The organism is Salinilacustrithrix flava (assembly GCF_041228405.1).
GTDB lineage: Bacteria > Actinomycetota > Acidimicrobiia > Acidimicrobiales > Salinilacustritrichaceae > Salinilacustrithrix > Salinilacustrithrix flava.
The window spans coordinates 161,036-185,406 of record NZ_CP133888.1; the positions used below are offsets into that span (position 1 = coordinate 161,036).

The 24,371-nt window shown below is 71.7% G+C and carries 27 protein-coding genes; 14 read left to right on the top strand and 13 right to left on the bottom strand.

Annotated elements, in window-relative coordinates; genetic code table 11:
* Window positions 1-46 precede the first annotated feature (46 nt).
* Window positions 47-661 (top strand): ribonuclease H-like domain-containing protein, encoded by a 615-nt coding sequence (locus RGQ06_RS00840; protein ID WP_432428325.1) that lies wholly within the window; start codon window positions 47-49, stop codon window positions 659-661.
* Between the two features lie 10 nt (window positions 662-671).
* On the opposite strand, the gene RGQ06_RS00845 is transcribed toward RGQ06_RS00840, so the two are convergent.
* Genes RGQ06_RS00845 through RGQ06_RS00860 form a run of 4 tightly spaced genes read right to left on the bottom strand, consistent with a single transcriptional unit; the run spans window position 672 to window position 3,643 of the window.
* Window positions 672-1,097 carry a hypothetical protein gene (locus tag RGQ06_RS00845; RefSeq protein WP_432428326.1) on the bottom strand — a complete coding sequence of 142 codons (426 nt, stop codon included), beginning with the start codon at window positions 1,095-1,097 and terminating at the stop codon, window positions 672-674.
* Window positions 1,098-1,147: 50 nt separating this feature from the next.
* Complete coding sequence (locus RGQ06_RS00850; protein ID WP_432428327.1) at window positions 1,148-1,603, bottom strand: hypothetical protein; 456 nt, start codon at window positions 1,601-1,603, stop codon at window positions 1,148-1,150.
* Between the two features lie 33 nt (window positions 1,604-1,636).
* Window positions 1,637-2,542, bottom strand: a complete 906-nt coding sequence (locus RGQ06_RS00855; protein WP_432428328.1) for a DMT family transporter — start codon at window positions 2,540-2,542, stop codon at window positions 1,637-1,639.
* Between the two features lie 12 nt (window positions 2,543-2,554).
* Window positions 2,555-3,643, bottom strand: coding sequence for an AI-2E family transporter (locus RGQ06_RS00860; RefSeq protein WP_432428329.1), 1,089 nt, complete (start codon window positions 3,641-3,643; stop codon window positions 2,555-2,557).
* Window positions 3,644-3,663: 20 nt separating this feature from the next.
* On the opposite strand from RGQ06_RS00860, the gene RGQ06_RS00865 reads away from it, so the two are divergent.
* Window positions 3,664-4,848, top strand: a complete 1,185-nt coding sequence (locus RGQ06_RS00865; RefSeq protein WP_432428330.1) for an AI-2E family transporter — start codon at window positions 3,664-3,666, stop codon at window positions 4,846-4,848.
* Here RGQ06_RS00865 and RGQ06_RS00870 read toward each other — a convergent pair.
* The 5 genes from RGQ06_RS00870 to RGQ06_RS00890 form a co-directional block, all read right to left on the bottom strand.
* On the bottom strand, window positions 4,820-5,404 hold the full coding sequence (locus tag RGQ06_RS00870; RefSeq protein ID WP_432428331.1) for a DNA-3-methyladenine glycosylase I: 585 nt from the start codon (window positions 5,402-5,404) through the stop codon (window positions 4,820-4,822). The two genes, RGQ06_RS00865 and RGQ06_RS00870, sit on opposite strands and share 29 nt — an antisense overlap.
* A gap of 15 nt (window positions 5,405-5,419) precedes the next feature.
* Window positions 5,420-6,181, bottom strand: coding sequence for an SDR family NAD(P)-dependent oxidoreductase (locus RGQ06_RS00875; RefSeq protein WP_432428332.1), 762 nt, complete (start codon window positions 6,179-6,181; stop codon window positions 5,420-5,422).
* Between the two features lie 54 nt (window positions 6,182-6,235).
* Window positions 6,236-6,664: a pyridoxamine 5'-phosphate oxidase family protein gene (locus tag RGQ06_RS00880; protein ID WP_432428333.1), complete on the bottom strand. Its 429-nt coding sequence runs from the start codon at window positions 6,662-6,664 to the stop codon at window positions 6,236-6,238.
* 67 nt (window positions 6,665-6,731) lie between these two features.
* Complete coding sequence (locus tag RGQ06_RS00885; RefSeq protein WP_432428334.1) at window positions 6,732-7,268, bottom strand: DUF1269 domain-containing protein; 537 nt, start codon at window positions 7,266-7,268, stop codon at window positions 6,732-6,734.
* Between the two features lie 10 nt (window positions 7,269-7,278).
* Window positions 7,279-8,592 carry an inositol-3-phosphate synthase gene (locus RGQ06_RS00890; RefSeq protein WP_432428335.1) on the bottom strand — a complete coding sequence of 438 codons (1,314 nt, stop codon included), beginning with the start codon at window positions 8,590-8,592 and terminating at the stop codon, window positions 7,279-7,281.
* 69 nt (window positions 8,593-8,661) lie between these two features.
* On the opposite strand from RGQ06_RS00890, the gene RGQ06_RS00895 reads away from it, so the two are divergent.
* The 4 genes from RGQ06_RS00895 (at window position 8,662) to RGQ06_RS00910 (ending at window position 13,770) form a co-directional block, all read left to right on the top strand.
* Window positions 8,662-9,540 carry a LysR family transcriptional regulator gene (locus RGQ06_RS00895; RefSeq protein WP_432428336.1) on the top strand — a complete coding sequence of 293 codons (879 nt, stop codon included), beginning with the start codon at window positions 8,662-8,664 and terminating at the stop codon, window positions 9,538-9,540.
* 10 nt (window positions 9,541-9,550) lie between these two features.
* Window positions 9,551-10,972, top strand: a complete 1,422-nt coding sequence (locus RGQ06_RS00900; protein ID WP_432428337.1) for an amidase — start codon at window positions 9,551-9,553, stop codon at window positions 10,970-10,972.
* Window positions 10,969-12,234, top strand: coding sequence for an MFS transporter (locus tag RGQ06_RS00905; protein WP_432428536.1), 1,266 nt, complete (start codon window positions 10,969-10,971; stop codon window positions 12,232-12,234). The genes RGQ06_RS00900 and RGQ06_RS00905 overlap by 4 nt, the downstream gene beginning before the upstream one ends.
* Before the next feature lie 63 nt (window positions 12,235-12,297).
* Window positions 12,298-13,770, top strand: a complete 1,473-nt coding sequence (locus RGQ06_RS00910) for an ABC1 kinase family protein (protein ID WP_432428338.1) — start codon at window positions 12,298-12,300, stop codon at window positions 13,768-13,770.
* 56 nt (window positions 13,771-13,826) lie between these two features.
* Here RGQ06_RS00910 and RGQ06_RS00915 read toward each other — a convergent pair whose 3' ends face one another.
* Window positions 13,827-14,105, bottom strand: a complete 279-nt coding sequence (locus tag RGQ06_RS00915; protein WP_432428339.1) for a hypothetical protein — start codon at window positions 14,103-14,105, stop codon at window positions 13,827-13,829.
* The gene (locus RGQ06_RS00920; protein ID WP_432428340.1) at window positions 14,102-14,983 is read right to left on the bottom strand and encodes a phytanoyl-CoA dioxygenase family protein; all 882 of its coding nucleotides are present in this window, start codon (window positions 14,981-14,983) and stop codon (window positions 14,102-14,104) included. Before RGQ06_RS00920 ends, RGQ06_RS00915 begins: the two co-directional genes overlap by 4 nt.
* 45 nt (window positions 14,984-15,028) lie before the next feature.
* Here RGQ06_RS00920 and RGQ06_RS00925 point away from each other — a divergent pair, with 45 nt between their 5' ends.
* The gene (locus RGQ06_RS00925; RefSeq protein ID WP_432428341.1) at window positions 15,029-15,295 is read left to right on the top strand and encodes a DUF2277 domain-containing protein; all 267 of its coding nucleotides are present in this window, start codon (window positions 15,029-15,031) and stop codon (window positions 15,293-15,295) included.
* 55 nt (window positions 15,296-15,350) lie between these two features.
* On the opposite strand, the gene RGQ06_RS00930 is transcribed toward RGQ06_RS00925, so the two are convergent.
* The gene (locus tag RGQ06_RS00930; RefSeq protein ID WP_432428342.1) at window positions 15,351-16,619 is read right to left on the bottom strand and encodes an acyl-CoA dehydrogenase family protein; all 1,269 of its coding nucleotides are present in this window, start codon (window positions 16,617-16,619) and stop codon (window positions 15,351-15,353) included.
* Between the two features lie 79 nt (window positions 16,620-16,698).
* Between RGQ06_RS00930 and RGQ06_RS00935 the strand changes: the two genes are divergently transcribed.
* From RGQ06_RS00935 to RGQ06_RS00945, 3 genes are read left to right on the top strand one after another with little or no spacing between them, the layout of a single operon-like run.
* On the top strand, window positions 16,699-17,190 hold the full coding sequence (locus RGQ06_RS00935) for a copper resistance CopC family protein (protein ID WP_432428343.1): 492 nt from the start codon (window positions 16,699-16,701) through the stop codon (window positions 17,188-17,190).
* Entirely contained in the window at window positions 17,187-17,891 is a 705-nt protein-coding gene (locus tag RGQ06_RS00940; protein ID WP_432428344.1) for an HAD family hydrolase, read from the top strand. Before RGQ06_RS00935 ends, RGQ06_RS00940 begins: the two co-directional genes overlap by 4 nt.
* 55 nt (window positions 17,892-17,946) lie before the next feature.
* Complete coding sequence (locus RGQ06_RS00945) at window positions 17,947-19,383, top strand: NADH-ubiquinone oxidoreductase-F iron-sulfur binding region domain-containing protein (RefSeq protein ID WP_432428345.1); 1,437 nt, start codon at window positions 17,947-17,949, stop codon at window positions 19,381-19,383.
* Between the two features lie 27 nt (window positions 19,384-19,410).
* Here the strand turns inward: RGQ06_RS00945 and RGQ06_RS00950 are convergent, their stop codons facing one another.
* Window positions 19,411-20,580 carry a DUF4214 domain-containing protein gene (locus tag RGQ06_RS00950; protein ID WP_432428346.1) on the bottom strand — a complete coding sequence of 390 codons (1,170 nt, stop codon included), beginning with the start codon at window positions 20,578-20,580 and terminating at the stop codon, window positions 19,411-19,413.
* Window positions 20,581-20,854: 274 nt separating this feature from the next.
* Between RGQ06_RS00950 and RGQ06_RS00955 the strand changes: the two genes are divergently transcribed.
* From RGQ06_RS00955 to RGQ06_RS00970, 4 genes are read left to right on the top strand one after another with little or no spacing between them, the layout of a single operon-like run.
* Window positions 20,855-21,955 (top strand): ABC transporter ATP-binding protein, encoded by a 1,101-nt coding sequence (locus tag RGQ06_RS00955; protein WP_432428347.1) that lies wholly within the window; start codon window positions 20,855-20,857, stop codon window positions 21,953-21,955.
* On the top strand, window positions 21,952-22,626 hold the full coding sequence (locus RGQ06_RS00960) for an ABC transporter permease (RefSeq protein WP_432428348.1): 675 nt from the start codon (window positions 21,952-21,954) through the stop codon (window positions 22,624-22,626). Before RGQ06_RS00955 ends, RGQ06_RS00960 begins: the two co-directional genes overlap by 4 nt.
* Window positions 22,623-23,330, top strand: coding sequence for an ABC transporter permease (locus RGQ06_RS00965; protein ID WP_432428349.1), 708 nt, complete (start codon window positions 22,623-22,625; stop codon window positions 23,328-23,330). Before RGQ06_RS00960 ends, RGQ06_RS00965 begins: the two co-directional genes overlap by 4 nt.
* Window positions 23,331-23,368: 38 nt before the next feature.
* Window positions 23,369-24,367, top strand: coding sequence for an ABC transporter substrate-binding protein (locus RGQ06_RS00970; RefSeq protein WP_432428350.1), 999 nt, complete (start codon window positions 23,369-23,371; stop codon window positions 24,365-24,367).
* The last annotated feature ends 4 nt before the right edge of the window (window positions 24,368-24,371 follow it).

The following is a 24,371-nucleotide window of genomic DNA, read 5'->3' on the forward strand; positions in this document are numbered from 1 at the left end:
CGCGGCGCGTCCCTACCATCGGCCCAGCAGAACCGGGGGGTAGCGGATGCGACGACTTCCGATCTACGGGCTCGACATCGAGACCGACACGACCGTCGACGGACTCGATCCGAACGTGTCCCGGATCGTTGCGGTCGCCCTGTCGACCGAGCTCGGCGACGAGCTGTTCGACGGCCCCGAGGACGAGCTGCTGGCCGAGCTCGACCTTCGCCTCGGCGAGCTGGCGCCCGGCGTGCTGGCCACCTGGAACGGCTCCGCCTTCGACCTGCCCTTCATCGCCGACCGCGCCGTCCGGTGGCGGCTCCGGCTCGGCCTGCAGCTGGTCCCCGACCCCAGCATCCGCCACCGCCACGACCCCCTCCCCGGCCACGACTGCTGCTACCGGGCAGCGTGGCACGGCCACGGGCACCTCGACGCGTACCGCGTCTACCGCGACGACGTCGGGCCGGCCCTGCGCATCTCCTGCTCGCTCAAATCCATCGCCCGCTTCGTCGGGCTGGCACCCCTCGAGGTCGACCGCGAGCGGATCCACGACCTGTCCCGCGAGGCGCTGCACGCCTACGCCGCGTCCGACGCCCGCCTGGCGCGCGTGCTGGCCGAGCGACGGTGGGCCACCGCGGCACGCCGGATCGACCAGGTCCCCCAGGCCCTCGCCGGGTAGCGGACCCCGCTCAGGCGAGCGGGTCGCGGCCAGGCCAGAACTCGGCGAGGTGCTCCGCGAAGGCCGCGCTCGAGGGGCCCTCGGCGTCGAGCGCCGTCAGCACGCCCTGGAGGATCGCGGCGTAGAAGTCCTCGCCCTCGGGCGGTGAGGCCATCCCGCGCTCCTCGGCCCGCTGGTCGAGGACCTCGGCGACCCGCTGGAACGCGTGCATGTGGTACTCGACCTGCTCAGCGGGGATGTCGCGCTCCCACAGGAGCTCGTCGCCGGCCGCCGAGCTCCGCCAGGAGGTCACGTAGCTGCGGAACACCTCGAGCACCTCAGGGGTGGTGAAGCACTCCCCCGGGGCCATGGCACCGAGCTCCTCGATGACCTCGTCGGCGTAGTCGAGCCACGCGAGGGCACTCGCTGCACTGACCGGACCGATGACCACTCGCACCTGCGCGACGTTGTCATACCGCCGGGCGGTGCACCACCCGGCCGGCGCCGCTACGGCTCGAGCGCAACCAGCACGTCCTCGACCAGCTCGGCCTCGGTCATGTCCAGCGCCATCGCCACGACCCGCACGATCGTGAGGAGCCCGAGCCACAGGCCGAACATCGAGTCCTCCAGGCCCTCGCCACCGATCAGGGCCTCCACCGACGGGCGGATCCCCCCGGCCGTGGCCGCCGCCATCGTCATGGTGGTGAGGAGCAGCTCGATGCGGTCCTCGGGGACGGCGCCGTCGAGGGCGAGGCGGGTCATCAGCTCCGGGGCGACCATGGTCTCCTCGGTCTCGAGCACCATCCGACGCAGCGCCACGGCCGCCGCGTCCAGCAGGGCGTCGCCGACCGCGATGCCGGTGTGCTCGAGGATCGCCGACTGCAGCACCTGGGCCGCACCGGGACCGTCGGCCTCGATCGCCTGCAGCTCGAGGGCTTCGCGGATCTGCTCGTGGAGGTCCATCGGGACGACGATACGAGGGGCCGGCCGCGCTGGCTACGTCGGGACCGGCTCGCCGACCTCTCGTGGCTCCTTCGCGGGGCGCTCCAGCACCACGACCGCGAGGGATGCGACCACCACCGCCATGCCGAACCACTGCAGGGCACTGACCGATTCGTCGAGGAACGTGACGGCGCCGATGGTGGCCACGACCGGGACGAGCAGGGTCAGCAGCGAGACGATCTGGAGCGGGACGTGCTCGTGGGACCAGTTGAGCAGCACGTGCCCGAGGGCCCCCGAGAAGACCGTGACCAGCACGATCGTGACCCAGTCGCTGGCATCGGCCGGGCTCAGGTCGGCACCGACGACGAGGGCGTAGGGGGCGACCACAGCGCAGGCGACGACGGAGAGGCCGGTGAAGTACTCGAGCGTGCCGAGCTGGCGGCGGGCCTGCTTGGACGCCACGAAGTACAGGGTCCACGAGCCGAGGGCACCCACTGCGAGCAGGTCACCCCGCAGGCTCCACTCCGGCACGCCCGTGGCGCCGAGGACGACGACGGCGGTGCCGGCCACCGCGACGAGCGACCACACGACGACCCGCTTGCCGAGCTGCTCACCGAACAGCCGCACGCCGATCGGGGCGAGCAGGATCGGCTGCAGCGCCCCGATCACGGTGGCGTTGGCCACCGAGGTCTCGCGCAGCGCGCTGAAGAACAGGACGATGTCGAGGCCGAACGCGACGCCGCCGAGGGCGCTGATCCGCAGCATCGACCACGTGATGCGACCGCCGCGCGCCAGGTGCACCGTGACGAGCAGGAGGGCGCCGAGCACGAGCCGGTGGAAGCTGATGCCGGTGGCGTCGATGCCGTCGATCGACTTGACCATCGTCGACGACGCGCCCCAGATGGAGACGCCAGCGGTCGTTGCGAGGATCCCGGCGGTGCGCCGGCTGGTCGTGGCCATGGCCGCAGCACACTACGGCTGCGCCGGGGCCGGCTCCTCCATCGGTTCCTGGGCGCGGGGCACCTGATCGACGACCGCCAGGGCGAAGACCGCGAAGGCCACCCCGAAGAACGCCATGCCGATGCCGTGCAGCTCGTAGCCGAGCAGCACCACGATCAAGACGACGGAGGGGCCGACCTCGACGCCCCACCGGTCGATCCACCGCCGCGCGTGCAGGGCCTCGACGGCCTGCAGCACCATCGCCGCGGCCAGGATCGCCACGGCCGCTCGCCCGCTCTCGAGGCCGGCGGTGAGGGCCGCGGTGGGCAGGACCCCGAGCAGGATGCCGACGTCGGGGAGGGTGGCGGCCACGCCGGCGACCAGTCCGAGCACCACCGGCGCCGGCAGCGAGAGCAGCGAGGCCACGAGCCCCACGGACAACCCGATCAGCACCCCCTGGCCGAGCATGGCGGTCAGCGTCCGGCGGGCGCGCAACGTCGCCTCCTCGAGCACGGTGGTGACCAGCCGTCGCCGGTCGTCGTCCGCCACCAGCGAGAGCCCACCCCGGATGATCCCGGGGCCGTAGATCAGCAGGAAGATCGTGAGGATCATGTTCACGAAGAACACGGGCACGGTCAGCGCGTTCTCGGCGAGCGCGTCGCTGCCGCTGCCCACCCGCTCGTCGACCTCGTCGAGGAAGACCTCGACGCGGTCGGACAGCCGCAGGTCGCGCATGGCGGCGCCGATCTCGTCGTCCCGGTCCTCGAGGCGCGCCGTCGCCTCGGGTGCGACGTCCTGCAGCGAGCGGACCTCACGGTCGAGGTTGTCGAAGGTGCCGAAGACGAGCGCCACGGCCGCCACGCCGATGACGACGAAGGTGAGCAGCACTGCGGCGATCCGCGGGATCCATCGACCCAACCAGGTCACGAGCGGGGCCACGAACACCGCCGTCACCGTGCAGGCGGCAGCCCAGCCGAGGACCCGCTGGCCGGCCACGAACGCGCCCCGGAGCACGAGGAGCGCGAGCACGACGCCGACGGCCAGCGCGATCGTGCGGGTGCTGATGCGGACCGTGCGCGAGCGGCGAGCCCCGCCCCCGGTCATCCACGGTGTCGCCGGCATCGAGTCGTACGGTACCGAGGGTGACCGCTGGCCTCCGTGATGCGCCCGGAGGTGGGGACGGTGCCGAGCCCGCCCCCAACGACACGCGCACCGTGGTCGACGTCGACCTCCGCTCGATGGCGACGCTCCTCGTCTTCGCACTGGTGGCCCTCGGCCTGCTCGAGGTGCTGCAGCAGACGCCGTCGATGATCACCAAGGTCGTCGTGGGCATCGTGATCGCGCTGGCCCTCGACCCGGTGGTCGCCCGCACGCGCGACCGCCTCGGCGGGTCGAGCCGGGGCATCGCCGTGGCCATCGTCGGCACCGCACTCGGCCTGGCCTTCCTCGCCGTGCTCCTCGTCCTCGGCCCCGCCGCCATCGAGCAGGCCGGGAGCCTGCGCTCGGACCTCCCGGCCACGATCGAGGACGCCTACACCTGGCCGGTCATCGGGGAGCGCATCGCCGAGGCGGACCTGGCCCAGCGCGTCGACGACGCCATCGAGCGTCTGCCCGCCGAGCTCGACGACGAGCAGATCACCCGCTACGCCGAGGACCTGCTCGGGGGTCTGCTCACCACGATCGTCGTGCTCGTCACCGCCATCGCCGTCATGCTCGACGGCGAGTCGATGGTGCAGCGCATCCGGAACCTGTTCAAGGGCGAGCGCCGGGAGCACCTCGACGGGATCGGCCGGGTCGTCTACCGCACGTTCGGCAACTACTTCGCCGGCTCACTGTTCGTGGCCATCCTCAACGGGCTCGTCGTGCTCACGGTCGCGCTCTCGCTCGGCGTCCCCCTCGCCCCGCTCGCCGGCCTCTGGTCGATGCTCACGAACCTGATCCCCCAGATCGGCGGGTTCCTCGGCGGCTCGTTCCTCGTCACCCTGGCCCTCACGCAGGGTCCCGTGGCGGCGGCGATCGCCCTCGTCGTGTTCCTCGTGTACCAGAACCTCGAGAACAACATCATCCAGCCCGCCGTGGTCGGCAAGGCCGTCGACCTCACGCCTCCCACGACGATGCTGGCCGCGCTGCTCGGCGGCGCGATGGCCGGCGTGCCGGGTGCCCTGATCGCCACGCCGATCGTCGGTGCGGCCAAGGTGCTCTACCTGCGCGACGCCCAGGACGGCTCGGTCGACGGGAGCATGGTCGACGAGGTCGGCACGACCGAGGGCGGGGTGTTCCGGCGCGTGCTGGCGCGGATCACGGACCGCAGCGGTGGCAGCCGATGAGGTGGTCGTCGACCATCCCGGCCGACTGCATGAACGCGTAGACGATCGTCGGGCCGACGAAGCGGGCGCCGCGCGCCTTGAGCGCCTTGCTCAGCGCGGCGGACTCCGACGTGTGCGCTGGGATCTCGGCCAGGGTGGCGAGCGGCGCCGGTCGCGACTCGGGCGCGTGGGACCAGACCAGCTCGCTCAGGGAGCTGCCCTCGGCGCGCAGCTCCTGGCTCAGGCGGGCCAGGTCGATGGTGGCCTGGATCTTGCCCCGGTGGCGCACGATGCCGGCGTCGCCGAGCAGGCGCTCGATGTCGGGCTCCTCGTAGGCCGCCACCGCGTCGATGTCGAAGCCGTGGAACGCGGCCCGGAAGGCCTCCCGCTTGCGCAGGATCGTGATCCACGCCAGACCGGCTTGGAAGCCCTCGAGCGCGAGCAGCTCGAAGACGTCGCGCTCGTCGCGGGTGGGCCGGCCCCACTCGTGGTCGTGGTAGTCCACGTAGAGCGGATCGTCGCCGCACCACCAGCACCGCACGACGCCGTCGGCGCCCGTGCGCAAGCCCCCGTCCACGTCAGCGGTCCACGATCAGAAGATGGTGTAGCCGCCGTCAGCGACGATCTGGTCGCCGGTGTGCCAATCCACGGACTTGTCGCACAGGTAGGCGGCCAGCTTCTCGTAGTCCTCACCCGTCGCCCACCGGCGCACCGGGGTGCGCTTGGTGGTGACCTCGCGGAAGCGGTCGTCCTGGTAGCCGCCCTCGGCCATCTCGGTGCGGGTCCAGCCGGGCAGCACGGCGTTCACCCGGATCTTGTGGCGGGCGAGGCCCACGGCCGAGGCGCGGACGAGGCCGAGCAGGGCGGTCTTGGACGCGCCGTAGTGGGGGTTGGCAGCAGCGCCGTGGATGGCCGAGGTCGACGAGATCGCCACGATCGCGCCGCCCTCGCCCTGGTCGATCATCTGGCGGGCGCAGTCGCGCATGGTGAGGAACGCACCGTCGAGGTTGATGGCCATCACGCGGCGCCACTCCTCGAGCGACAGGTCCTGGAGCTGGCCACCGCCGCTCGTGCCGGCGTTGGCGACGCAGACGTCGATGCGGCCGAGGCGCTCGACCGTCTCGGCCGTGGCGGCAGCGACCGATGCCTCGTCGCCGACGTCGCAGGCCACGGCGATGGCATCCACCCCGTGGCCCTTGATCGCCTCCACGGCGGCGGCGGACTTGTCGGCGTTGCGGGCCCACACCGCCACGGCGGCGCCGGCCCGGGCGCACCCCTCGGCGAAGCCGAGCCCGATGCCCCCGTTGCCGCCGGTCACCACGGCCACCTGGCCCTGCAGGTCGTTGATCGTCACGGCGGCGGAGCGTAGCCACCGACCCGGTTCTGGACGCGGCTGCGGAACGGCGCGCTAGGTGAGCTTGGAGTAGTCCACGCTCCACCAGCGCTCGGGCTGCATGCAGAACTTCAGGCTCTGCTCGTCGGAGGTCTCCACGTACTCGTCACCGATGTCGGGGCCGAGGTAGCGGTGCGCCATGGGGCGGGAGTCGTCCTCCTCGTCCGCGGCGCGGATGGCCGTGATGGGCCCCTCGACGCTGACGTAGCGGTAGAAGGGCGGGGTCTCGTCCTGGGCGCAGAGCGAGAACCGACGGGCCTGGGCCAGCAGCTTGCCCTTGACGGAGTCCTCAGCCGTGAGCACCCACAGCTCCCCGCCGGGGCGGTAGTCGTACCAGACGGGGACGGCGAGCGGGGGCCCGTCGGGGCGCTCCACCGCCAGCACGCCCACGTGCACGTCGGCCAGGAACTGCTCCCGTTCCTCCACGGTCATGGCCAGTCCCATGCGGCACCCCCTGCGGTCGACGTCGCTGACGTCATCCTGTCACGGTGCCTGCGGGCCCGCGCTCGCGTCAGACCTCGAGCGCTCGCTCCAGTCGGGCGATCATCTCGGCGTCGAAGTTGGCGTAGACCAGCTCTGAGCCGGCGAAGCGGTGGACCTCGGCCACGAGGTGGTCCTCGACGATCTCGCTCGCGAGGACGGCGACGGTGGCGGTGCCCGGCTTCACCGCGTCACGGAACCACCCGACCCACTCGTCGGAGATGCCGAGGTCGACGACCTTGGCGGTGAGCGCACCGGCGCCGGCGCCGATGGCGGTGCCCGCCGCCCAGCCGACCGGTCCCCCGAGGAGCAGGCCGAACAGGCCGGTCCACATGCCCCCGGAGATGGCCGAGCGGCCCGGTTGGGGGTCGATGGTCTCGCGCACGACGGTCTTGCCGGCGTCGTCCTTGACCACGATGACGGCGTCCTCGAGCACCAGCGAGCCGTTCGCCTTCAGCCGGGTGACGGCGGTGAGGAACTCCTGGGCCCGGTAGATGTCCGGGAAGGAGATGCCCACCAACGTCTGGGGGATGATGTCGGCCTGGGCGGCCGTCGGATCGTCGCTCACGAGGCTCTTTCTACTGCTCCGCGTGGGTGACGGGCTCCTCGCCCATCCACGTGCGCAGGGTGTTCTTCAGCTTGATCTGCTGGATGAAGATGTCGTGCTCGGGCGGCAGGTCGTCGCCGCCGGGGTTGGGCGTCACCATCGGGGCCTTGAAGTAGAAGCTGAGCCACTCCTGCACGCCCGCCTCGCCGGCACGAGCCGCGAGGTCGAAGAAGAGGGCCAGGTCGAGCACGAGGGGGGCGGCCAGGATCGAGTCGCGGCAGAGGAAGTTGACCTTGATCTGCATCGGGTAGCCCATCCACCCGAAGATGTCGATGTTGTCCCAGCCCTCCTTGTTGTCGCCGCGGGGCGGGTAGTAGTTGATCCGCACGACGTGGTCGACGTTGCCGTAGAGGTCGGGGTAGGCGTCGGGCTGCAGGATCGTGTCGATCACGCCGAGCTTGGAGACCTCCTTGGACTTGAAGTTCTCCGGGTCGTCCAGGACCTCGCCGTCGCGGTTGCCGAGGATGTTGGTGGAGTACCAGCCGCGCAGGCCGAGCATCCGGGCCTTGAAGCCCGGCGCCAGGATCGTCTTCATCAGCGTCTGGCCGGTCTTGAAGTCCTTGCCGCCGATCGGCACGCCCTCGCGCCCGGCCAGCTCGATCATGCAGGGCAGGTCGGTGGACAGGTTCGGCGCGCCGTTGGCGAAGGGCACCCCGGAGATCAGCGCGGCGTAGGCGTAGATCTGGCTCGGGCTGATCATCGGGTCGCTGTCGCGCAGGCCCTGCTCGAAGGCCTCGACGCTCTGGTGCACCTCGGTGACGTCCCGGTAGGCCTCGGTCGAGGCGCACCACACGATGACGAGGCGGTCGCAGCCGTTCTCGGTGCGGAAGGCCTCGATGTCGGCGATGAGCTGCTCGGCGAGCTCCATCTTCGATGCGCCGGTCTTGACCCGGGTGCCCTCGAGGCGGGAGACCCAGCTCTGGTCGAACACCGCGTCCATGGCCACGATGCCCTCCATCTCGGCCGAGATCGGGGCCAGGTCGCGCTCCTCGAGCACGCCGGCGGTGCGGGCGGCCTCGAGCGCGTTCGGCGAGATCGGATCCCAGCCGCCGAAGACGATGTCGTCCAGGCTGGCGAGCGGGACGAAGTCCTTGATGAGGGGGTTGCGGCCCTCCTCGCGGTCGCCGAGGCGGATGTGGGCCATCTGGCTGAGCGAGCCGATGGGGGCCTCGCCGCTCTGGCGGGCCTGCAGCACGCCGGCGATGAAGGTGGATGCCACGGCGCCGAGCCCCGGGAGGAGCACGCCGAGCTTGCCCGTTGCGGGTGCGATGTCTCGTGCGGTCATCCGACCATCATGAAGCATCGTGGTGGAAACGCAACGTTGGTTCAGGAACACTGAACTACCGTCGCGGGGGTGCGACCACCGCCGACGACGCTGCAGCTCACCACCCAGCAGCTCGAGTACCTCGTGGCCATCGACCGCCACGACACCTGGGGCGAGGCCGCCGCCTCGGTCGGCGTGTCCCCGTCGGCCCTGTCCCAGGGCATCGCCGAGCTCGAGCGCCGGCTCGGCGTGGCCCTGTTCGAGCGGGACGGGCGCCGCCGGGTGCCGGCCCGCGACCACGAGCCCGTCCTGCGCTACGCCGAGGCAACCGTCGCCGCCACGCGCGACCTGGCCCGGTGGCTGGCGTCGCGCCGCACCGGCACGAGCGGGGTCGTCCGGCTCGGCATGATCGACGCCGCCGCCACCCACCACTTCCGCGACGTGCTGCGGGCCCACCGCCGCCAGCGACCCGAGGTCGATCTGCTGCTCGCCGTGGACCCCTCGGGCCCGCTCCTGCGGCGGCTGGTCCGCGGGGAGCTCGACCTCGTCGTGTGCGTGGAGACCGACGACCTGCCGGCGCGCATCACGACCCAGCCGCTGCTCGACGACCCCCTCAGCGTGCTCGCCCCCGGCGACGCCGCCGACGTCGCCCCCGCCGGCTGGGGGCCGTGGGTGACGTTCCCGAGCGGCTCGCACACCCGGCAGGTCGTCGCCGACGCCCTGCGCCGTGCCGGCGCCGGCTTCGAGGTCGTGGCCGAGTCCAACCAGCCCGAGGTGCTGCGCGAGATGGCCCTGCTCGGCGTGGGCTGGACCGTGCTTCCCCTCGCCGGGCTCGGGTCGGTCGAAGGGCTCCGCGTGGTGCATCGCGACCTCGTGGTCCGCCGCCTGGTGCTGGCCCGCCGCACGGGCGCCCGCCCCGATCCGGCCGTGGACGAGCTCGCCGCCGCCCTCCTCGCCGGCGCTCAGTAGCGTTCGCGCCGTGCAGCCCGACCTCGACCGCAGCTCCGCCCTCGACCTGGCCGCCGCCATCCGGCGCGCCGAGGTCTCCCCCACCGAGGTCATGGACGCCACCCTGGCCGCCATCGCCGACCGGAACCCGGCGCTGAACGCCGTGGTCTGGCTCGACGAGGACGACGCCCGGGCCCGGGCGAAGGCCGCCACCGAGCGCCTCACCGCCGAGGGCCCGGACGACCTGCCTCCGTTCTTCGGGGTCCCGCTGCCGATCAAGGACCTGCACCCCGTGCAGGGGTGGCCCTGCACGTTCGGGTCCCCGGGTGCCTCGGACGCACCGGCCGAGGAGAGCGGCCTCGTCGTGCAGCGGCTGGAGGACGCCGGCTTCCTGCTGTGCGGCACCAGCAACTCCCCCGAGTTCGGCACCGTCACCGCCACCGAGAACGACCGCTACGGCATCACCCGCAACCCGTGGGACCTCGAACGCACCTCCGGGGGCTCCTCCGGCGGCGCCTCCGCGGCGGTGGCGGGCGGGATGTTCACCATCGCCCACGCCAGCGACGGCGGGGGCTCCATCCGCATCCCGGCCACCTGCACCGGCCTCGTCGGCCTGAAGCCGGCGCGTGGTCGCGTCGTCGACCAGACCGTGGCCTGGGAGGGCGCCTCCACCCAGGGCGTGGTCTCGCGCACCGTGGCCGACACCGCCGCGGCCCTCGACGCCATCGCCGTGTTCGACCCGCTCGCCTGGTGGAACGCGCCGGCACCGGAGCGACCCTTCCTCGACGAGGTCGGCGCCGACCCCGGCCGGCTGCGCATCGCGTCCATGACCACCTCGACCCTCGGGCTCGACGTCGACCCGGAGTGCGTGGCCGCCGTGGAGCGCACCGTGGCCGCCCTGGCCGAAGCCGGCCACGAGATCGTCGACCACGAGTTCGAGCCCTTCGCCGAGGACTTCATCGCCGGCTTCGTGCACGTCGTCAACGCCGGGCTCTCCGACTTCGACGTCGACTGGGACCGCGTCCAGGCGAACAACCGGGCCAACCGGGGCTACGCCCAGAAGGTCGACAGCCTCACCTACGTCGGCGCGGTCGCGGCCCTCCAGCGATGGACCCGCAAGGTCAACGCCCAGTGGGGCCGGGACTTCGACGTCCTCGTCACCCCCACGATGCCGATCCAGCCCCCGTCAGCCGGCCAGATCCTGCGGGAGATCACCGAGGCGCCCGCCGACACCTCGATGACGGTGCTGGCCACGGTGAGCTACACCTCGATGTTCAACATGAACGGCCTGCCCGCCATCTCCCTCCCGGTGCACCAGGCCAGCGACACCGGCCTGCCCGTCGGCGCCCAGGTCGTCGCCGGCCCGTGGCAGGAGGCCGCGCTGCTGCGCGTGGCCGCGCAGGTCGAGCAGCTGCTCCCCTGGGCCGACCGCCGTCCGGCCCCGCTGCCCTGAGCCGCGCCACGCCGGCCCGCCTCGGCGCCGGCTTCAACCGACTGTGGACGGCATCGGTCGTCTCCAACACCGGCGACGGCGTCATGGCCGTGGCCCTGCCGCTGCTGGCCGAGACCCTCACCCGCCAGCCGCTGCTGTTCGCCGGCGTCACCGTGGCGAACCGCCTGCCGTGGCTGCTCTTCTCCCTGCACGCGGGAGCGATCGCCGACCGGGTCGACCGGCGGCGGTTGATGGCGACGGTGAACGCGCTGCGTGCGCTCCTGGTCGCCGCGCTGGCCGCCGCCGTGCTCACCGACGTCGCGAGCATCTGGCTCCTCTACGCCATCGGCTTCGGCCTCGGCGTGGCCGAGACCCTGTTCGACAACGCGTCCCAGGCCTTCCTGCCGGCCCTCGTCGAGCGCGACGACCTCGAGCGTGCCAACGGCCGCCTCATGGCCGGCGAGATCGTCACCAACCAGTTCCTCGGTCCACCGCTCGGCGGCTTCCTGTTCGGCCTCGGCGCGGCCGTGCCGATCCTGCTCGACGCCGGCACCTTCGCCATCTCCGCCGGTCTGATCGCATCCCTCGGCGGCCTCGTCGCCACCCGACGGCCCGCCCGCGATCCCGACGTCGCCCGCCCACGCATGCGCACCGACATCGCCGAGGGCCTCCGCTGGCTGCGGAACCACCGCCTCCTGCGCGGCCTCGCCGTGCTGCTCGGCGCCATGAACTTCACGTCCACGATGCTCTTCGCCGTCTTCCCGCTCTACGCCGTCGGCGAGGAGTCGGCCCTCGGCCTCAGCGGGTTCGGCTTCGGCGTGCTCCTCACGACCACGGCGGCCGGGTCCACCATCGGGTCGCTCCTGTCCGCCCGCCTCGTCACCCGGTTCGGGCGGGGGCCGATGCTGTGGAGCACGCTCGTCGCCTCCGTCGCGGTGCCGATCGTGATCGCCGCCACCTCCAACGCGCTGGTCGTCGGCGCGGCCTTCGCCGTGTTCGGGCTCGCCGTCATCCTCTGGAACGTGATCACCGTGTCGCTGCGCCAGACGATCATCCCGGATCGCCTGCTCGGCCGGGTCAACAGCGTGTACCGGTTCCTCGGGTGGGGCTCCATGCCCCTCGGCAGCCTCGCCGGCGGCGCTGCTGCCGCGCTCTGGGGCGTGCGCACCACCTTCGTGCTCTCCGGGCTCCTCATGGCCGTGCCGATCGTGGTCTTCGCCCGCGTCGTGCGCACCAGCGAGATCGACGCGGCCCGGGCCGCCGCCACCCCGGACCACCCCTGAGAGCTGGCAGTTCCCCTGTTGCGCCTTTTCCACGGGCACGGCCGCGTCCGTACGATCCGCGGCGTGCCCAGCACCCCGGATCTGACGAAGAAGGGCGCCGCCCTCGCCATCGGCCTGGCGGCGGCCGGCTGGGTCGTCGGGCGCCGCCTGATCGGGCGGGGGATGCCCGCCAGGAGCTTCTCGGTCCGCCAGGGCGCGGCGCGCCGGCGCCAGCTGGCGACCATGGGCGGCCGGGCCGGCGGTGCGTTCGCGCTGCACCGGGCCCGCCGAACCTTCGCCGGCGCCGAACGCCGCCAGGCCCTCGACACCCGGTTCGAGATGCGCACCGCCGCGCAGATCACCGAGACCCTCGGGCACATGAAGGGCGCCATGATGAAGCTCGGCCAGATGGCCAGCTACCTCGACTCCGGCATGCCACCCCACGTCCGCGAAGCCCTGGCCCAGCTGCAGGCCGATGCACCTCCCATGAGCGGCGAGCTGGCCGCCGGCGTCGTCGAGTCCGAGCTCGGCGCCCACCCGGACGAGCTGTTCCTCCAGTGGGACCCCGTGCCCATCGCGTCGGCGTCCATCGGCCAGGTGCACCGGGCGATCACCACCGACGGGCGGGCGGTGGCGGTGAAGGTGCAGTACCCCGGCATCGACGAGGCCATCGAGTCCGACCTCGGCAGCGCCAACCTCGTCTTCGGCGGGCTCGGCGTGCTGTTCCCCGGCCTCGAGTCGGGCCCCATCGTCGAGGAGCTGCGCGAGCGCATCCTCGAGGAGCTCGACTACGAGCTGGAGGCGGCGAACCAGCAGCTGTTCGTCGACCACTACGCCGGCCACCCCTTCATCCACGTGCCCGACGTCGTGCACGAGCTCAGCAGCCGTCGGGTGCTGACGACCGAGCTGGCCGAGGGCGCACGCTTCGACGAGGTCCTCAGCTGGTCCCAGGAGGAGAAGGACCTGGCGGCCGAGACGATCTTCCGCTTCGTCTTCCGAAGCCTCTACCGGTTCCGGGCCTTCAACGGCGACCCCCACCCCGGCAACTACCTGTTCCGCCCCGGCGGCCAGGTGGTCTTCCTCGACTTCGGGCTGGTGAAGCGCTTCACGCCCGAGGAGGTCGACACGTTCTCCTCGCTCGTGCGCTCGATGGTGCTGCACCGCGACGTCGAGTCCTTCCGGCGCACCATCGAGGAGATCGGCCTGCTCAAGCCGGGCGAACCGTTCTCCGACGAGCTGGTCGAGGAGTACTTCAGCCACTTCTACGAGTGGGTGCTCGAGGACGGCGAAGCCACCATGACCCCGGAGTACGCGTCGGAGTCGATCCGGCGGATCTTCGATGCCAGCGGCCCCTACGGCGACATCATGAAGGCGGCCAACGTGCCGCCGTCGTTCGTCATCATCCAGCGCATCAACCTGGGGCTGGCCGCGCTGATGGGCGAGCTGGGGGCGACGAACAACTGGCGCAAGATCGCCGAGGAGCTGTGGCCCTTCGTGGACGGCCCGCCGGCCACACCGATGGGCGAGCGCGAGCACCGCTGGGCCACCCACCGCTGACCCGCTGGACGGGCGCCACCCGGGACTTCTGGCAGCGACTGCGGAACGGCTCGGGCTCAGGCGTCGACGATGCGCTCGAAGACGAGCTCGTGCTCGAGACGGCCGGCCACGCGCTCGGCGCCTGGGAGACGCTGGGGCACCGGCGACGCCTGGAGCAGCCGCCAGCCGTCGCGCAGCGCGCCGGTCCCGGTGGCGTAGGGCGGCGAACCGTCGAGGTCGGTGGCGCGACCGCTGCCGTCGTGGAACGACCACGCCACCACGCGCCCGTCCAGGCCGCTGTGCTCGAGGTAGAGGAACAGCACCTGCTGGCGCTGGGCCGAAGGGTCCATCGTCATGCCAGCCCCGACCGGGCCTCGGTGCGGGTGAGGTACCAGTCGACGTCGAAGCGGTCGTCGCCGGTGAGGTAGCGCCACAGCGTCGCCCGGGCGGCCAGCTCCAGCCGGTGGTCGGCCTCGCCCTGCCACAGCTCGCGGTGGCGCAAGATGCCGGCGACCGAGTCGGTGCGGAAGCGGGCGAAGAGGTGGTCGTCGGGGCCGTTGTGGAGCTCGTCGAGGTCGCCCGTGTCCCAGTGGCGCACCTGGGGCTCGGTCGGGTTGAGGCGGATCTTGTACATGAGCCGATCGGTCGTCGACGGGTTCGGCATGCCCCGGTGCCACAGGCCCTGGTGGAACAGGACGACGCTGCCAGCCGGCCCCTCCCACTGCCGCTCGCCCGCGACGTGCACGTAGCGACCGACATCGGTCTCGTGGACCCGGCGCAGGTGGGTGCCGGGCACGAACCCGGTGCCTCCGCCGCCGGGCGTCACCTCGTTGGGGAAGTAGAAGAGCTGCACATCGAACGCGATGGAGGGGTCGATCATGGCGTCCTGGTGCAGGGGCTGACCGAAGGGGTCGCCGGCCGGCTTGTGGTGCACGAAGTCGTGGTCGAACACCGGGTCGGCGCCGAGCAACGACCGCAGCGCACCGGCCACCGGCGGGTGGCGCAGCACGGCACCGATGGCCGACGGCTCCGGGTAGATCGCCGACAGCCGCTGGCCGCTCGACGGCGCGAACGCTCGGGCATCGGACCCCCAGGTGGCCAGGATCTGCCCGAGCTCCTCGACGGCAGCGGCGTTGAGCTCGTCGGGCACCACCGCTGGCAGGGCGAGGAACCCGCGGGCGACGAACTCGGCCACGTCGCGCGTGGCCAGCAGGTGCTCCCCCACTTCGGTCATGGATCGGGACACTACGTCCTGGTCACGATCGATACCGTCGAGCACATGTGCCGATCGATCACCACGTTGCGGGGGCTCGAGCCGGCGGCCACGCCGGAGGAGGTCGAGGCCGCCGCCCGGCAGTTCGTCCGCAAGCTCAGCGGCATCCGCCATCCGAGCGCAGTGACCCAGGAGACCTTCGACCGGGCCGTCGCCGACATCGCCGCCGTCGCGGCCCGGATGCTCGACGAGCTCCCGCCCCGGAAGCAGCCGCCGACGACCGTCCCGCCCAACCGCCGTAGGAATCTGGCAGCGGAGGCGGAACAGGACTGACGAGGGCGGCCGGAAGGGCGCTCCTCCTGTTCCGCTCCCGCTGCCAGATTCCCGGTCAGCGGGCGGTGGAGCCCCGACCCGCGCCGGTGAAGCCGAACAGGTGGGCGGCGACCCGGCGGATCTGGATCTCCTCTGCGCCCTCGGTGATCCGGTAGCGCCGGTGGTGGCGGTAGATGTGCTCGAAGGCCATGTGCCGCGAGTACCCCATGCCGCCGCAGGTCTGCATGGCCCGATCGGCGGCGTCGCACACCAACCGGTTGCCCCGGTAGTTGCACATGGCGACCTTCTCGGAGATCTCCATGCCGTGGTCGACCCGGTCCATCTCCCACGCGGTCTGGCGGATGAGGGCCCGCAGCATGGCGGCCTCGGTGTGCAGCTCGGCGAGGGGGAACTGGATGGCCTGGTTGGCGGCCAGCGACTTGCCGAACACGCGGCGGTCCTTGGCGTACTTGGCTGCCGTGTCGATGCAGTACTGCGCTGCGCCGAGCGAGGACGCCGCCTGGCGGATGCGGTTCTCGTGCACGAACAGCTGGGCGACCTGCAGGCCGTTGTCGATCGGACCGAGCACGTCCTCGGCCCGCACGCGCACGTTGGTGAACGACACGCGTGCGTGGTCGGTCGGCATGTTGAAGGTCCAGTAGTACTCCTCGATCTTCACGCCGTCGTTGGACATGGGGACGATGAAGCAGGAGATGCCGGCGGCCTCGCCGTCGTCGCCGCTGGTGCGGGCGAAGACGAAGTCGTGGGTGGCCTTGTGGACGCCGGTGTTCCACATCTTCTCGCCGTTGATGACCCACTCGTCACCGTCACGCTCGGCCCGGGTCTCCATCCAGGTGGCGTCGGAGCCGTGGTTGGGCTCGGTGAGGCCGAAGGCGATGCCCGCCTTGCCCTCCAGCATCTTGGGGATCCACTCCTCCTGCTGGGCCTCCGAGCCGTACTTCTCCATCATCAGCACGGTCGGGAAGTTGCCGACGATGGAGCTCTCGTTCTGCAGGTCGTTGAACAGCCCGAGGCCCTTGGCCGCGAGGTGCTCGCGGATCACCGCCATGTCGAAGTTCGACCCGCCCTTTCCGCCGAAGCGCTCAGGCAGGTGGTAGCGCAGGAAGCCGGCGTCGTCGGCAGCGCGGCGCATCTCGCCGAGCAGCGCCTCCCACTCCTCGTTCGGCAGGCCATCTCGATCCCAATCCGTGCGGGAATCCTCGCGTCGGTGGTCGAAGAACCGCTCGTTGTCGTCTCGCGCCTGGATGGGGGCGATGACGTCTTCGATGAAGGTGTCGAGCTCGGCGAGCAGGGAGACGAGGTGATCGGGCAGCCGGAAGTCCATGGGGCGAAGGTAACGCACGTTGCCAACCCCTCGTCGGCCCGGGTCACGCGCGGGCCCCGGGGAGCGTCAGACTCGGGAGGTGCGATCGCTGCCCTCACCCATCCGGACTGCTGCGGTGGTCGTCCTGCTCACGCTCCTCGCGGTGGTCGCCACCGCCACGTCGGCCGGCGCCCACGCCGAGCTGCTGGAGTCCGACCCCCCGGTCGGGGGCACGGTGACCGAGGGCGTGGACTCGGTCCAGATGACCCTGCTCGCCTTCGATCCGGACGGTCCGGTGTCGATCGAGGTCACCGACCCGGCCGGCACCGACGTCACCGTGGGTGAGCCGCGCGTCGACTCCCGGGCGTCGACGGTGGAGATCGAGGTCGAGCCGCTCGACGTCGGCCAGCACATCGTCCACTGGCACGCCATGGCCGACGACGGAGACGGCGAGAGCGAGGGCACGTTCACCTTCGAGGTCAAGCAGGCCCAGGGCGGCGGCTGGGGCATCTGGCTCGTGTGGCTCTTCGCCCTCGGCGTGCCCGCCGCCATCTTCCTCCGGCCCGGCGGACGCCGCGGGAGCGGACGGTGACGGCACCGCTGGCCGGCGTGACCCACCTCGGCATCGACGCCGACGACACGCTCTGGCACTCCGAGAACCGCTTCCACGAGACCCACCAGCGCTACCACGCCCTCCTCGCCGACCACGTCGACCTCGACGTCGACGAGCTCGAACGGCGGATGCTGGAGACCGAGCAGCGCAACCTGCGCCTGTTCGGCTACGGCGCCAAGGGCTTCACCCTCTCCCTCGTGGAGACCGCCATCGAGGTCACCAACGGCGCCATCCCCACCGACGCCATCTCCACCATCCTCGACTTCGGCAAGGACCTCCTCGACCACCCGGTCGAGCTGCTCGACGGCGTCGCCGAGGCCATCGAGGGGTTCCGCGCCCGAGGCCTGCACCTGGTGCTGATCACCAAGGGCGACCTCTGGCACCAGGAGTCCAAGGTCGCCGCGTCCGGCATCGCCGACCACTTCGACGCGGTGGAGATCGTCGCCGAGAAGGACGCCGGCACCTACCGCGCCATCCTCGACCGCCACGGCATCGAACCGGCGCGGTTCTGCATGGTCGGCAACAGCGTCCGCTCCGACGTGCTGCCGGTCCTGGAGCTGGGCGGACGGGCGGTGCACATCCCCTACACGTACCTCTGGGCCCACGAGGCCGTGGAGGACCCCGGCGAGGAGCACCTGGTGGCCCGGGCGCTGCACGAGGTCGCCGAGCTCTTCGACTGACGACAGGTCCCGTCACGGGGCATGCCACCACCTGGCCGCGGGTACGGAGGCGCCCATGGCTGTCCAGAGACTGCTCGACCCGACACCCGTCCGCTCCGTCGAGGAGCACCGAGCCGTCGGCGGGCTCGTCGGCCTCGACGAGGCCCTCCGGGTGGAGCCCGAGGTCGCCATCAGCGTCGTCACCGATGCCGGCCTGCGCGGCCGGGGCGGCGCCGGCTTCCCCACCGGCAAGAAGTGGTCCACCGTCGCCGCCAACGCGGCGAGCGGCGAGCTGGCCCCCACCGTCGTGGTCAACGCCGCCGAGGGCGAGCCCGGCACGTTCGGCGACCGCACCCTCATCCGCCGCAACCCCTACCGGGTCCTCGAGGGCGCGCTCATCGCCGCCCATGCCATCGGTGCCCGGGCCATCGCCGTCGTCACCAAGGAGCAGTACACCACCGAGCTCGAGCTCCTCACCGACGCCGCCCAGGAGCTCGTGGCCACCGGCGCCGCGGGCGACGTGGAGATCGACGTGGTGGGCGGCGCCGGCCACTACCTCCTCGGCGAGGAGACCGGGCTGCTCGAGGCCGCCGCCGGCCGGCTCCCCTTCCCCCGCGTGGCGCCGCCGTACCGGCACGGCACCGTCGAGGTCGGCGACCCCTCCGGCGGGGCCAGCCGGCTGGAGCTGGCCGGGGACGGCGGCACGGCGCCGCCAACCCTCGTGAACAACGCCGAGACCTTCGCCCACGTGCCCCAGATCGTCCGGTACGGCTCCGACTGGTTCCGCGAGCTCGGCACCGCCGACTCCCCGGGCACGTCGCTGTTCACCATCTCCGGCGACACCAGTCGGGGAGGGGTAGGCGAGTTCGCGCTCGGCACCCCGGTGCGCGAGATCATCGAGGAGCTCGGCGGCGGGATCACCGACGGCGAGGTCGCCTTCGTGATGAGCGGCGTCGGCTCCGGCATCCTGCTCCCCCACCAGCTCGACCTGCCCGCCACCTACGAGGACCTCTCCGCCGCCGGCTCCGGGCTCGGCACCGGGGGCTTCATGGTCTTCAGCACCGACACCGACCCGATCGCCGTCGCCCACGGCGTCTCCCGGTTCCTGGCCATCGAGTCATGCGGTCAGTGCAGCCCCTGCAAGGAGGGTGGCCTCGAGGTCGCGGCTGCCCTCGACGTGCTCCGCGACGGCCAGGCCGACGAGGCCTCCGTCGAGCGCCTGCTGCCCCTGGTCCGCACGCTCTCCGACGAGGCCCGCTGCGACCTCGGCCCCCAGCACGAGCGGGTGGTCACCAGCTTCCTCGAGCAGTTCCCCGATGCCCTCCGAGCCCACGCCGTCGGCCACATCAGCGCCGCCCCCGTCCTGGTCGCGCCCATCGTCGACATCGACGACGAGGGCCGCGTCACCCTCGACGAGGACCACCGCACCAAGCAGCCCGACTGGGAGCACGGCGACGACTGGAACGGCCAGACCCCTGCCGACCGCCACGACGTCGCCGTCACGATCGAGTAGGCGGCCACCGGCCGGGCGGCCGGCCCATCAGCGCACGAAGGCGGCGGCCAGACCGAACCCGGTGGTGCCACCGGGGATGAGGCCCGGCGTCGCGCACCCGGTCAGCATCGACGTCGACGGGAGGGGCGCACCGAACATGTGGTGGTGGAGCCAGCCACCGGCGTAGTCCTGCGCCGGACGGCAGTTCGGGTTGTGTCCCCCCTCACGGACCGTCACGACCTCGACCCGCCCAGGGCCGGCCTGCTCGACCGTCCTGCGGGCGAGCTCGTAGGTGATGTCCGGGTCGTCGTGCGCGTTCACCATCAGGATCGCGGGCTTCGCCTCCCACGGGATCGGGGTCGTGATCTCCGAGATGGCGAAGGGCGCGAACCCGACCCAGGAGGCGACCGCTCGGATCCGTGCGTCCTGGAACGGACCGGCAGCGAAGTACAGGCCGCTGATCCCGCCCATGGAGGCCCCGCTGTAGACGATGCGATCCGCGTTCACCGAGCCGCCGAGCCCCGGGTCGCTGAGCAGGTGATCGAGCACCTCTCCGACGTCGCCGGGGTGGTTCGGCATGTCTCCCCAGTTGATGCCGCTCGCCTGGTCCATGAGCGGGAACCCGATGCAGGCACGGATGAACTCGCCGTACGGGGCGTGGCAGTCCACGTTCGACCCGAAGCGGTACTTGCCCTCGACGTGCACGGGGAGCGCAGAGCTCGTGCGGGGCTGGCCGTCGGCACCGGTCGGGTACATCAGGCGCACGTGGATCTGGCGCTCGGGCAACGTCGGCACGACCTGGGACCGGTTGCGCCCGGATCGATCGGCGATCACGAGCGTTTTCTGACCGGCGCTGGCGCTCGTGAGCACGAGCTGGCTGATCGTCCCGATGAGGTCGGTCTTGGCCTTGTACTCCGCCGAGTCCGAGAAGGACAGCATCACGCCGCCGCGGTTCAATCGGCCGTCCCGCAGGGTCGCGGTCCAGTGAGCACGACCACCGTCGTCGGCCTCCCGACCCATGACGTTCCGGTAGACGAGGTCGACGAAGGCCGGGGCGTCCAGGGACCCGTATCGGGCCTGGAACTCCGCCGAGCGAGCGAAGTCCGAGGCGACGGCGTGCAGCGGGTAGCCGGACCGCACCTGGTGCTGCCAGTACGCCAGACCCCCGCCGTCGGCATCGCGGAGGAAGAACGCCCGGTACAGGCGCGTGACCGACATGGAGTCGGGTCCGGTGGTGGTCGAGGACGCGCTTGACACCACGGTCGGTGACGCGACCCCCTCGGGTGCGGCACCCGAGGGGGTCGGTACGAGCAGCGCCGCAGCCAGCCCCACCCCCGTTGCCGCGCGCGCCAGCCTGGACATCGAAAGCGTCATCTTCGGATCCCTCTCCGCCGATCGACCGCACCCCCCAGCGGGACGCGGCGTTCGCTGGCCCATCGGCACTCGGCGCCCGCACCTTGAGGGATTGCTCGCCGCGTCTAGGTTCCCCCGGATGTCGCAGCCTGTCGCGATCCGGCTCGAGCAGGTCTGCAAGCGGTACCCCGGCGCCGCGGGGCTCGCCGTGGACCACCTCGACCTCGAGATCCCCACCGGCGAGATCGTCGCCCTGGTCGGCCCGTCGGGGTGCGGGAAGACCACGACGCTGAAGATGATCAACCGGCTCATCGAGCCGACATCGGGCACCATCGAGATCCACGGTCGGCCTGCTGACGAGCTGCCGGTGCACGAGCTGCGCCGCGGCATCGGCTACGTGATCCAGCAGACCGGGCTGTTCCCGCACAAGACCGTGGCGGGCAACATCGCCACCGTCCCCCGCCTGCTCGGTTGGGACAAGGCCCGGACCCGCGAGCGGGTGGAGGAGCTGGTCGACCTCGTTGGCCTCGAGCGCCAGATGCTCGACCGCTACCCGTCGGCCCTGTCCGGCGGCCAGCAGCAGCGCGTCGGGGTCGCCCGCGCCCTGGCCGCCGACCCGCCGATCCTGCTGATGGACGAGCCCTACAGCGCGGTCGACCCGATCGTGCGGGCCCGGCTGCAGGACGAGCTGCTCGACCTGCAGCGCCGGGTGCACAAGACCATCGTCCTCGTCACCCACGACGTCGACGAGGCCCTCAAGCTCGGCGACCGGGTCGTCATCCTCAACGTCGGCGGCGTGCTCGAGCAGGCCGCCCCTCCCGCGGAGATCCTGGCCGACCCGGCGTCACCCTTCGTCGCCGACTTCCTCGGTGAGGAGCTCGGCCTGAAGCGCCTGGCGCTGCTGCGCGTCCGCGACATCACCCCCGACACCGGCCCCGTCGCCGAGGTGGGCGACGATGCCGACAGCGTCCGCGCCCTGATGCAGGAGCACCGCGTCACGTGGTTCGGCATCCGCGAGCACGGCCGCCTGCTCGGCTGGCAGTGGGGCTCGACGCTCGACGGCGAGGTGCGGGCCGACGGCGCCGAGCCGTTCCGCACGGTCGTCAGCCCCGACACGACGTTGCGCAGCGCGCTGGACGGGATCGTCAACTCCCTCACGAACGTTGCCGTGGTGATCGACGACGACGGCGAGTACCGGGGGATGGTCCGCATCGAGGAGATCAGCGAGGGCGTCCGGTGAGCATCTTCGCCACCCGCCACGACCGGCTGCTGTCCTGGGAGTGGATCGGCGACCACACCGACGAGATCTGGGAGCGCACGCTCCAGCACCTCCAGCTCACCGGGTACGCCGTGGGCATCGGGCTCGTCATCGCCATGGCGATGTCGATGGTCGCGCTCCGGTGGCGACGGGCGTACGCCCCCCTCGCCGCCCTGTCCGGCGCCCTCTACAGCATCCCGAGCCTGGCGCTCTTCGCCATCCTCGTGCCCTACACCGGCCTCGGCTTCCGCCCGGTGCTCATCGCGCTCGTCACCTACACCTTGCTCATCCTGCTCCGGAACATCGTCGCCGGGATCGATGGCGTGCCGAGATCGGTGCTCGAGGCGGCCGACGGCATGGGCTACGAGCCGTGGCGACGGTTCCTCGCCGTCGACCTCCGGTTGGCGACCCCCGCGATCATCGGCGGCATCCGGGTGGCCACGGTCACGGTCATCGGCCTGGTCACCGTGGGCGCCCTCGTCGGCAGCGGCGGCTACGGCGTCTTCATCAACGACGGGCTCAGCCGGAACTTCACCACGCCGATCATCGTGGGCGGTGGGCTGTCGATCGCCATGGCCATCGCGTTCGACCTGCTGTTCGTCGCCGTGCAGCGGCTGACGACGCCGTGGTCCCGAGCGGGGATGGCACCATGATCGAGGACGCACTGGCCTACCTGACCGACGCCGACTCCTGGTGGGGGCGCAACGGACTGGTCAACCTGACGTGGAACCACGTGCGGCTGTCCGGCGCTGCGCTGCTCGCCGCCATCGTGCTCGCGGTGCCCCCCGCGCTCCTCCTCGGGCACCGGCATCGGGGTGGGCTCCTGACGGTCACGCTCGTGAACCTCAGCCGCGCGCTGCCGACCTTCGCCGTGATCGCCTTCGTCCTCCCGGTCTCCTACCAGCTCGACCTCGGCCTGGGGTTCTGGCCCACGTTCGTGGCCCTGGTGCTGCTCGCCCTGCCGCCGGTGTTCGTCAACGCCTACACCGGTGTCGACGACGTCGACGCGGCGGTCGTGGAAGCGGCGCGGGGCATGGGCATGCGCGAGTCGGAGGTGCTGCGCCGGGTCGAGGTGCCGGCCGCGATGCCGCTGCTCGCCGCCGGCGTGCGCGTCTCTGCGGTGCAGGTCGTGGCCACCACCACCCTCGGCACCCTGGTGGGCTACCGCTGCCTCGGCACGCCGATCATCCAGGGCATCGCCGAGCGCGACTACGGCAAGGTGCTCGCCGCCGCGGTCATCGTCGCGGCCCTGTCCCTGCTCACCGATGCCGCCTTCGGCGCCCTCGGCCGACGCCTCACCCCCTGGGCGGACAACCCCACCATCGAGACCAAAGCGAGCGTCCAGCACGCCACGTGAGCCAGGATTCCCCTGTCCGACCCCCGAAAGGAACTCCCATGAAGATCTCCCGACTGCTCGTGGCGCTGTTCGCGGTGCTGGCCCTGCTGGCCGGTGCGTGCGGCGACGACGACGACGCTGACGTCGCATCGTCCGGCGACGACACCGACGAGGCCGCCACCGAGGCCGAGACCGACACCGAGACCGAGACCGAGACCGATGCCGCCGATGGCCCCGCCATCCGCATCGGCGCCCAGGACTTCGGCGAGTCGGCCATCCTCGCCGAGATCTACGGCCAGGCGCTCGAGGCCAACGGCTACTCGGTCGAGCAGGTCAGCGTCGGCGGCTTCCGCGACGTGCTGCTCGGGGCCTTCGACAACGGCGAGGTGAACTTCTCGCCGGAGTACGCCGCCTCCATGCTCGAGTTCCTCAACGGCAACGCCGGCGAGGCCACCGGTGATGCCGACGAGACGGTGGAGCTGCTCCAGTCCCAGCTCGACTCGGTGGGCCTGGTCGCGCTCGAGCCGGCGCCGGCGGTCGACACCAACGCATTCGTCGTCACCCAGGAGACGGCCGACGAGCAGGGCCTCGCCGCCCTGTCCGACCTGCCCGCCGACGGCGGCGACCTGACCTTGGGTGCACCGCAGGACTGCGAGACGAACCCGTTCTGCATCCCCGGGCTCCAGGACGTCTACGGCGTCGACCTGTCCGGCGACTTCGTGCCCCTCGACGCCGGCCTGGTGGCCGACGCTCTCGAAGCGGGCGAGATCCAGGTCGGCGTGCTGTTCTCGACCAGCGGCCGCATCGCCGACGAGGGCTGGGTCCTGCTCGAGGACGACATGGACATGCTCGCCGCCGACAACGTCACCCCGGTGGTCTCCGCCGAGCTCGAGGAGGCCTACGGCCAGGAGCTGATCGACCTGATCAACGAGATCAGCGCCGCGATCGACACCGACACGCTCACGGACCTGAACCGGCGCTTCGACATCGACAAGGAGGACGCCGACGACATCGCGGCAGACTTCATCACCGAAGCCGGCCTGGGGTCCGAGGGCTGATCCG

What these genes read in the sequence shown, in the direction of transcription:
- RGQ06_RS00840 (WP_432428325.1), top strand. Translation starts at nt 47, where the DNA reads ATGCGACGACTTCCGATCTACGGGCTCGACATCGAGACCGACACGACC.
- RGQ06_RS00850 (WP_432428327.1), bottom strand. Translation starts at nt 1,603, where the DNA reads ATGGACCTCCACGAGCAGATCCGCGAAGCCCTCGAGCTGCAGGCGATC.
- RGQ06_RS00855 (WP_432428328.1), bottom strand. Translation starts at nt 2,542, where the DNA reads ATGGCCACGACCAGCCGGCGCACCGCCGGGATCCTCGCAACGACCGCT.
- RGQ06_RS00860 (WP_432428329.1), bottom strand. Translation starts at nt 3,643, where the DNA reads ATGCCGGCGACACCGTGGATGACCGGGGGCGGGGCTCGCCGCTCGCGC.
- RGQ06_RS00880 (WP_432428333.1), bottom strand. Translation starts at nt 6,664, where the DNA reads ATGGGACTGGCCATGACCGTGGAGGAACGGGAGCAGTTCCTGGCCGAC.
- RGQ06_RS00890 (WP_432428335.1), bottom strand. Translation starts at nt 8,592, where the DNA reads ATGACCGCACGAGACATCGCACCCGCAACGGGCAAGCTCGGCGTGCTC.
- RGQ06_RS00915 (WP_432428339.1), bottom strand. Translation starts at nt 14,105, where the DNA reads ATGACGATGGACCCTTCGGCCCAGCGCCAGCAGGTGCTGTTCCTCTAC.
- RGQ06_RS00920 (WP_432428340.1), bottom strand. Translation starts at nt 14,983, where the DNA reads ATGACCGAAGTGGGGGAGCACCTGCTGGCCACGCGCGACGTGGCCGAG.
- RGQ06_RS00925 (WP_432428341.1), top strand. Translation starts at nt 15,029, where the DNA reads ATGTGCCGATCGATCACCACGTTGCGGGGGCTCGAGCCGGCGGCCACG.
- RGQ06_RS00930 (WP_432428342.1), bottom strand. Translation starts at nt 16,619, where the DNA reads ATGGACTTCCGGCTGCCCGATCACCTCGTCTCCCTGCTCGCCGAGCTC.
- RGQ06_RS00945 (WP_432428345.1), top strand. Translation starts at nt 17,947, where the DNA reads ATGGCTGTCCAGAGACTGCTCGACCCGACACCCGTCCGCTCCGTCGAG.
- RGQ06_RS00950 (WP_432428346.1), bottom strand. Translation starts at nt 20,580, where the DNA reads ATGTCGGTCACGCGCCTGTACCGGGCGTTCTTCCTCCGCGATGCCGAC.
- RGQ06_RS00955 (WP_432428347.1), top strand. Translation starts at nt 20,855, where the DNA reads ATGTCGCAGCCTGTCGCGATCCGGCTCGAGCAGGTCTGCAAGCGGTAC.
- RGQ06_RS00965 (WP_432428349.1), top strand. Translation starts at nt 22,623, where the DNA reads ATGATCGAGGACGCACTGGCCTACCTGACCGACGCCGACTCCTGGTGG.
- RGQ06_RS00970 (WP_432428350.1), top strand. Translation starts at nt 23,369, where the DNA reads ATGAAGATCTCCCGACTGCTCGTGGCGCTGTTCGCGGTGCTGGCCCTG.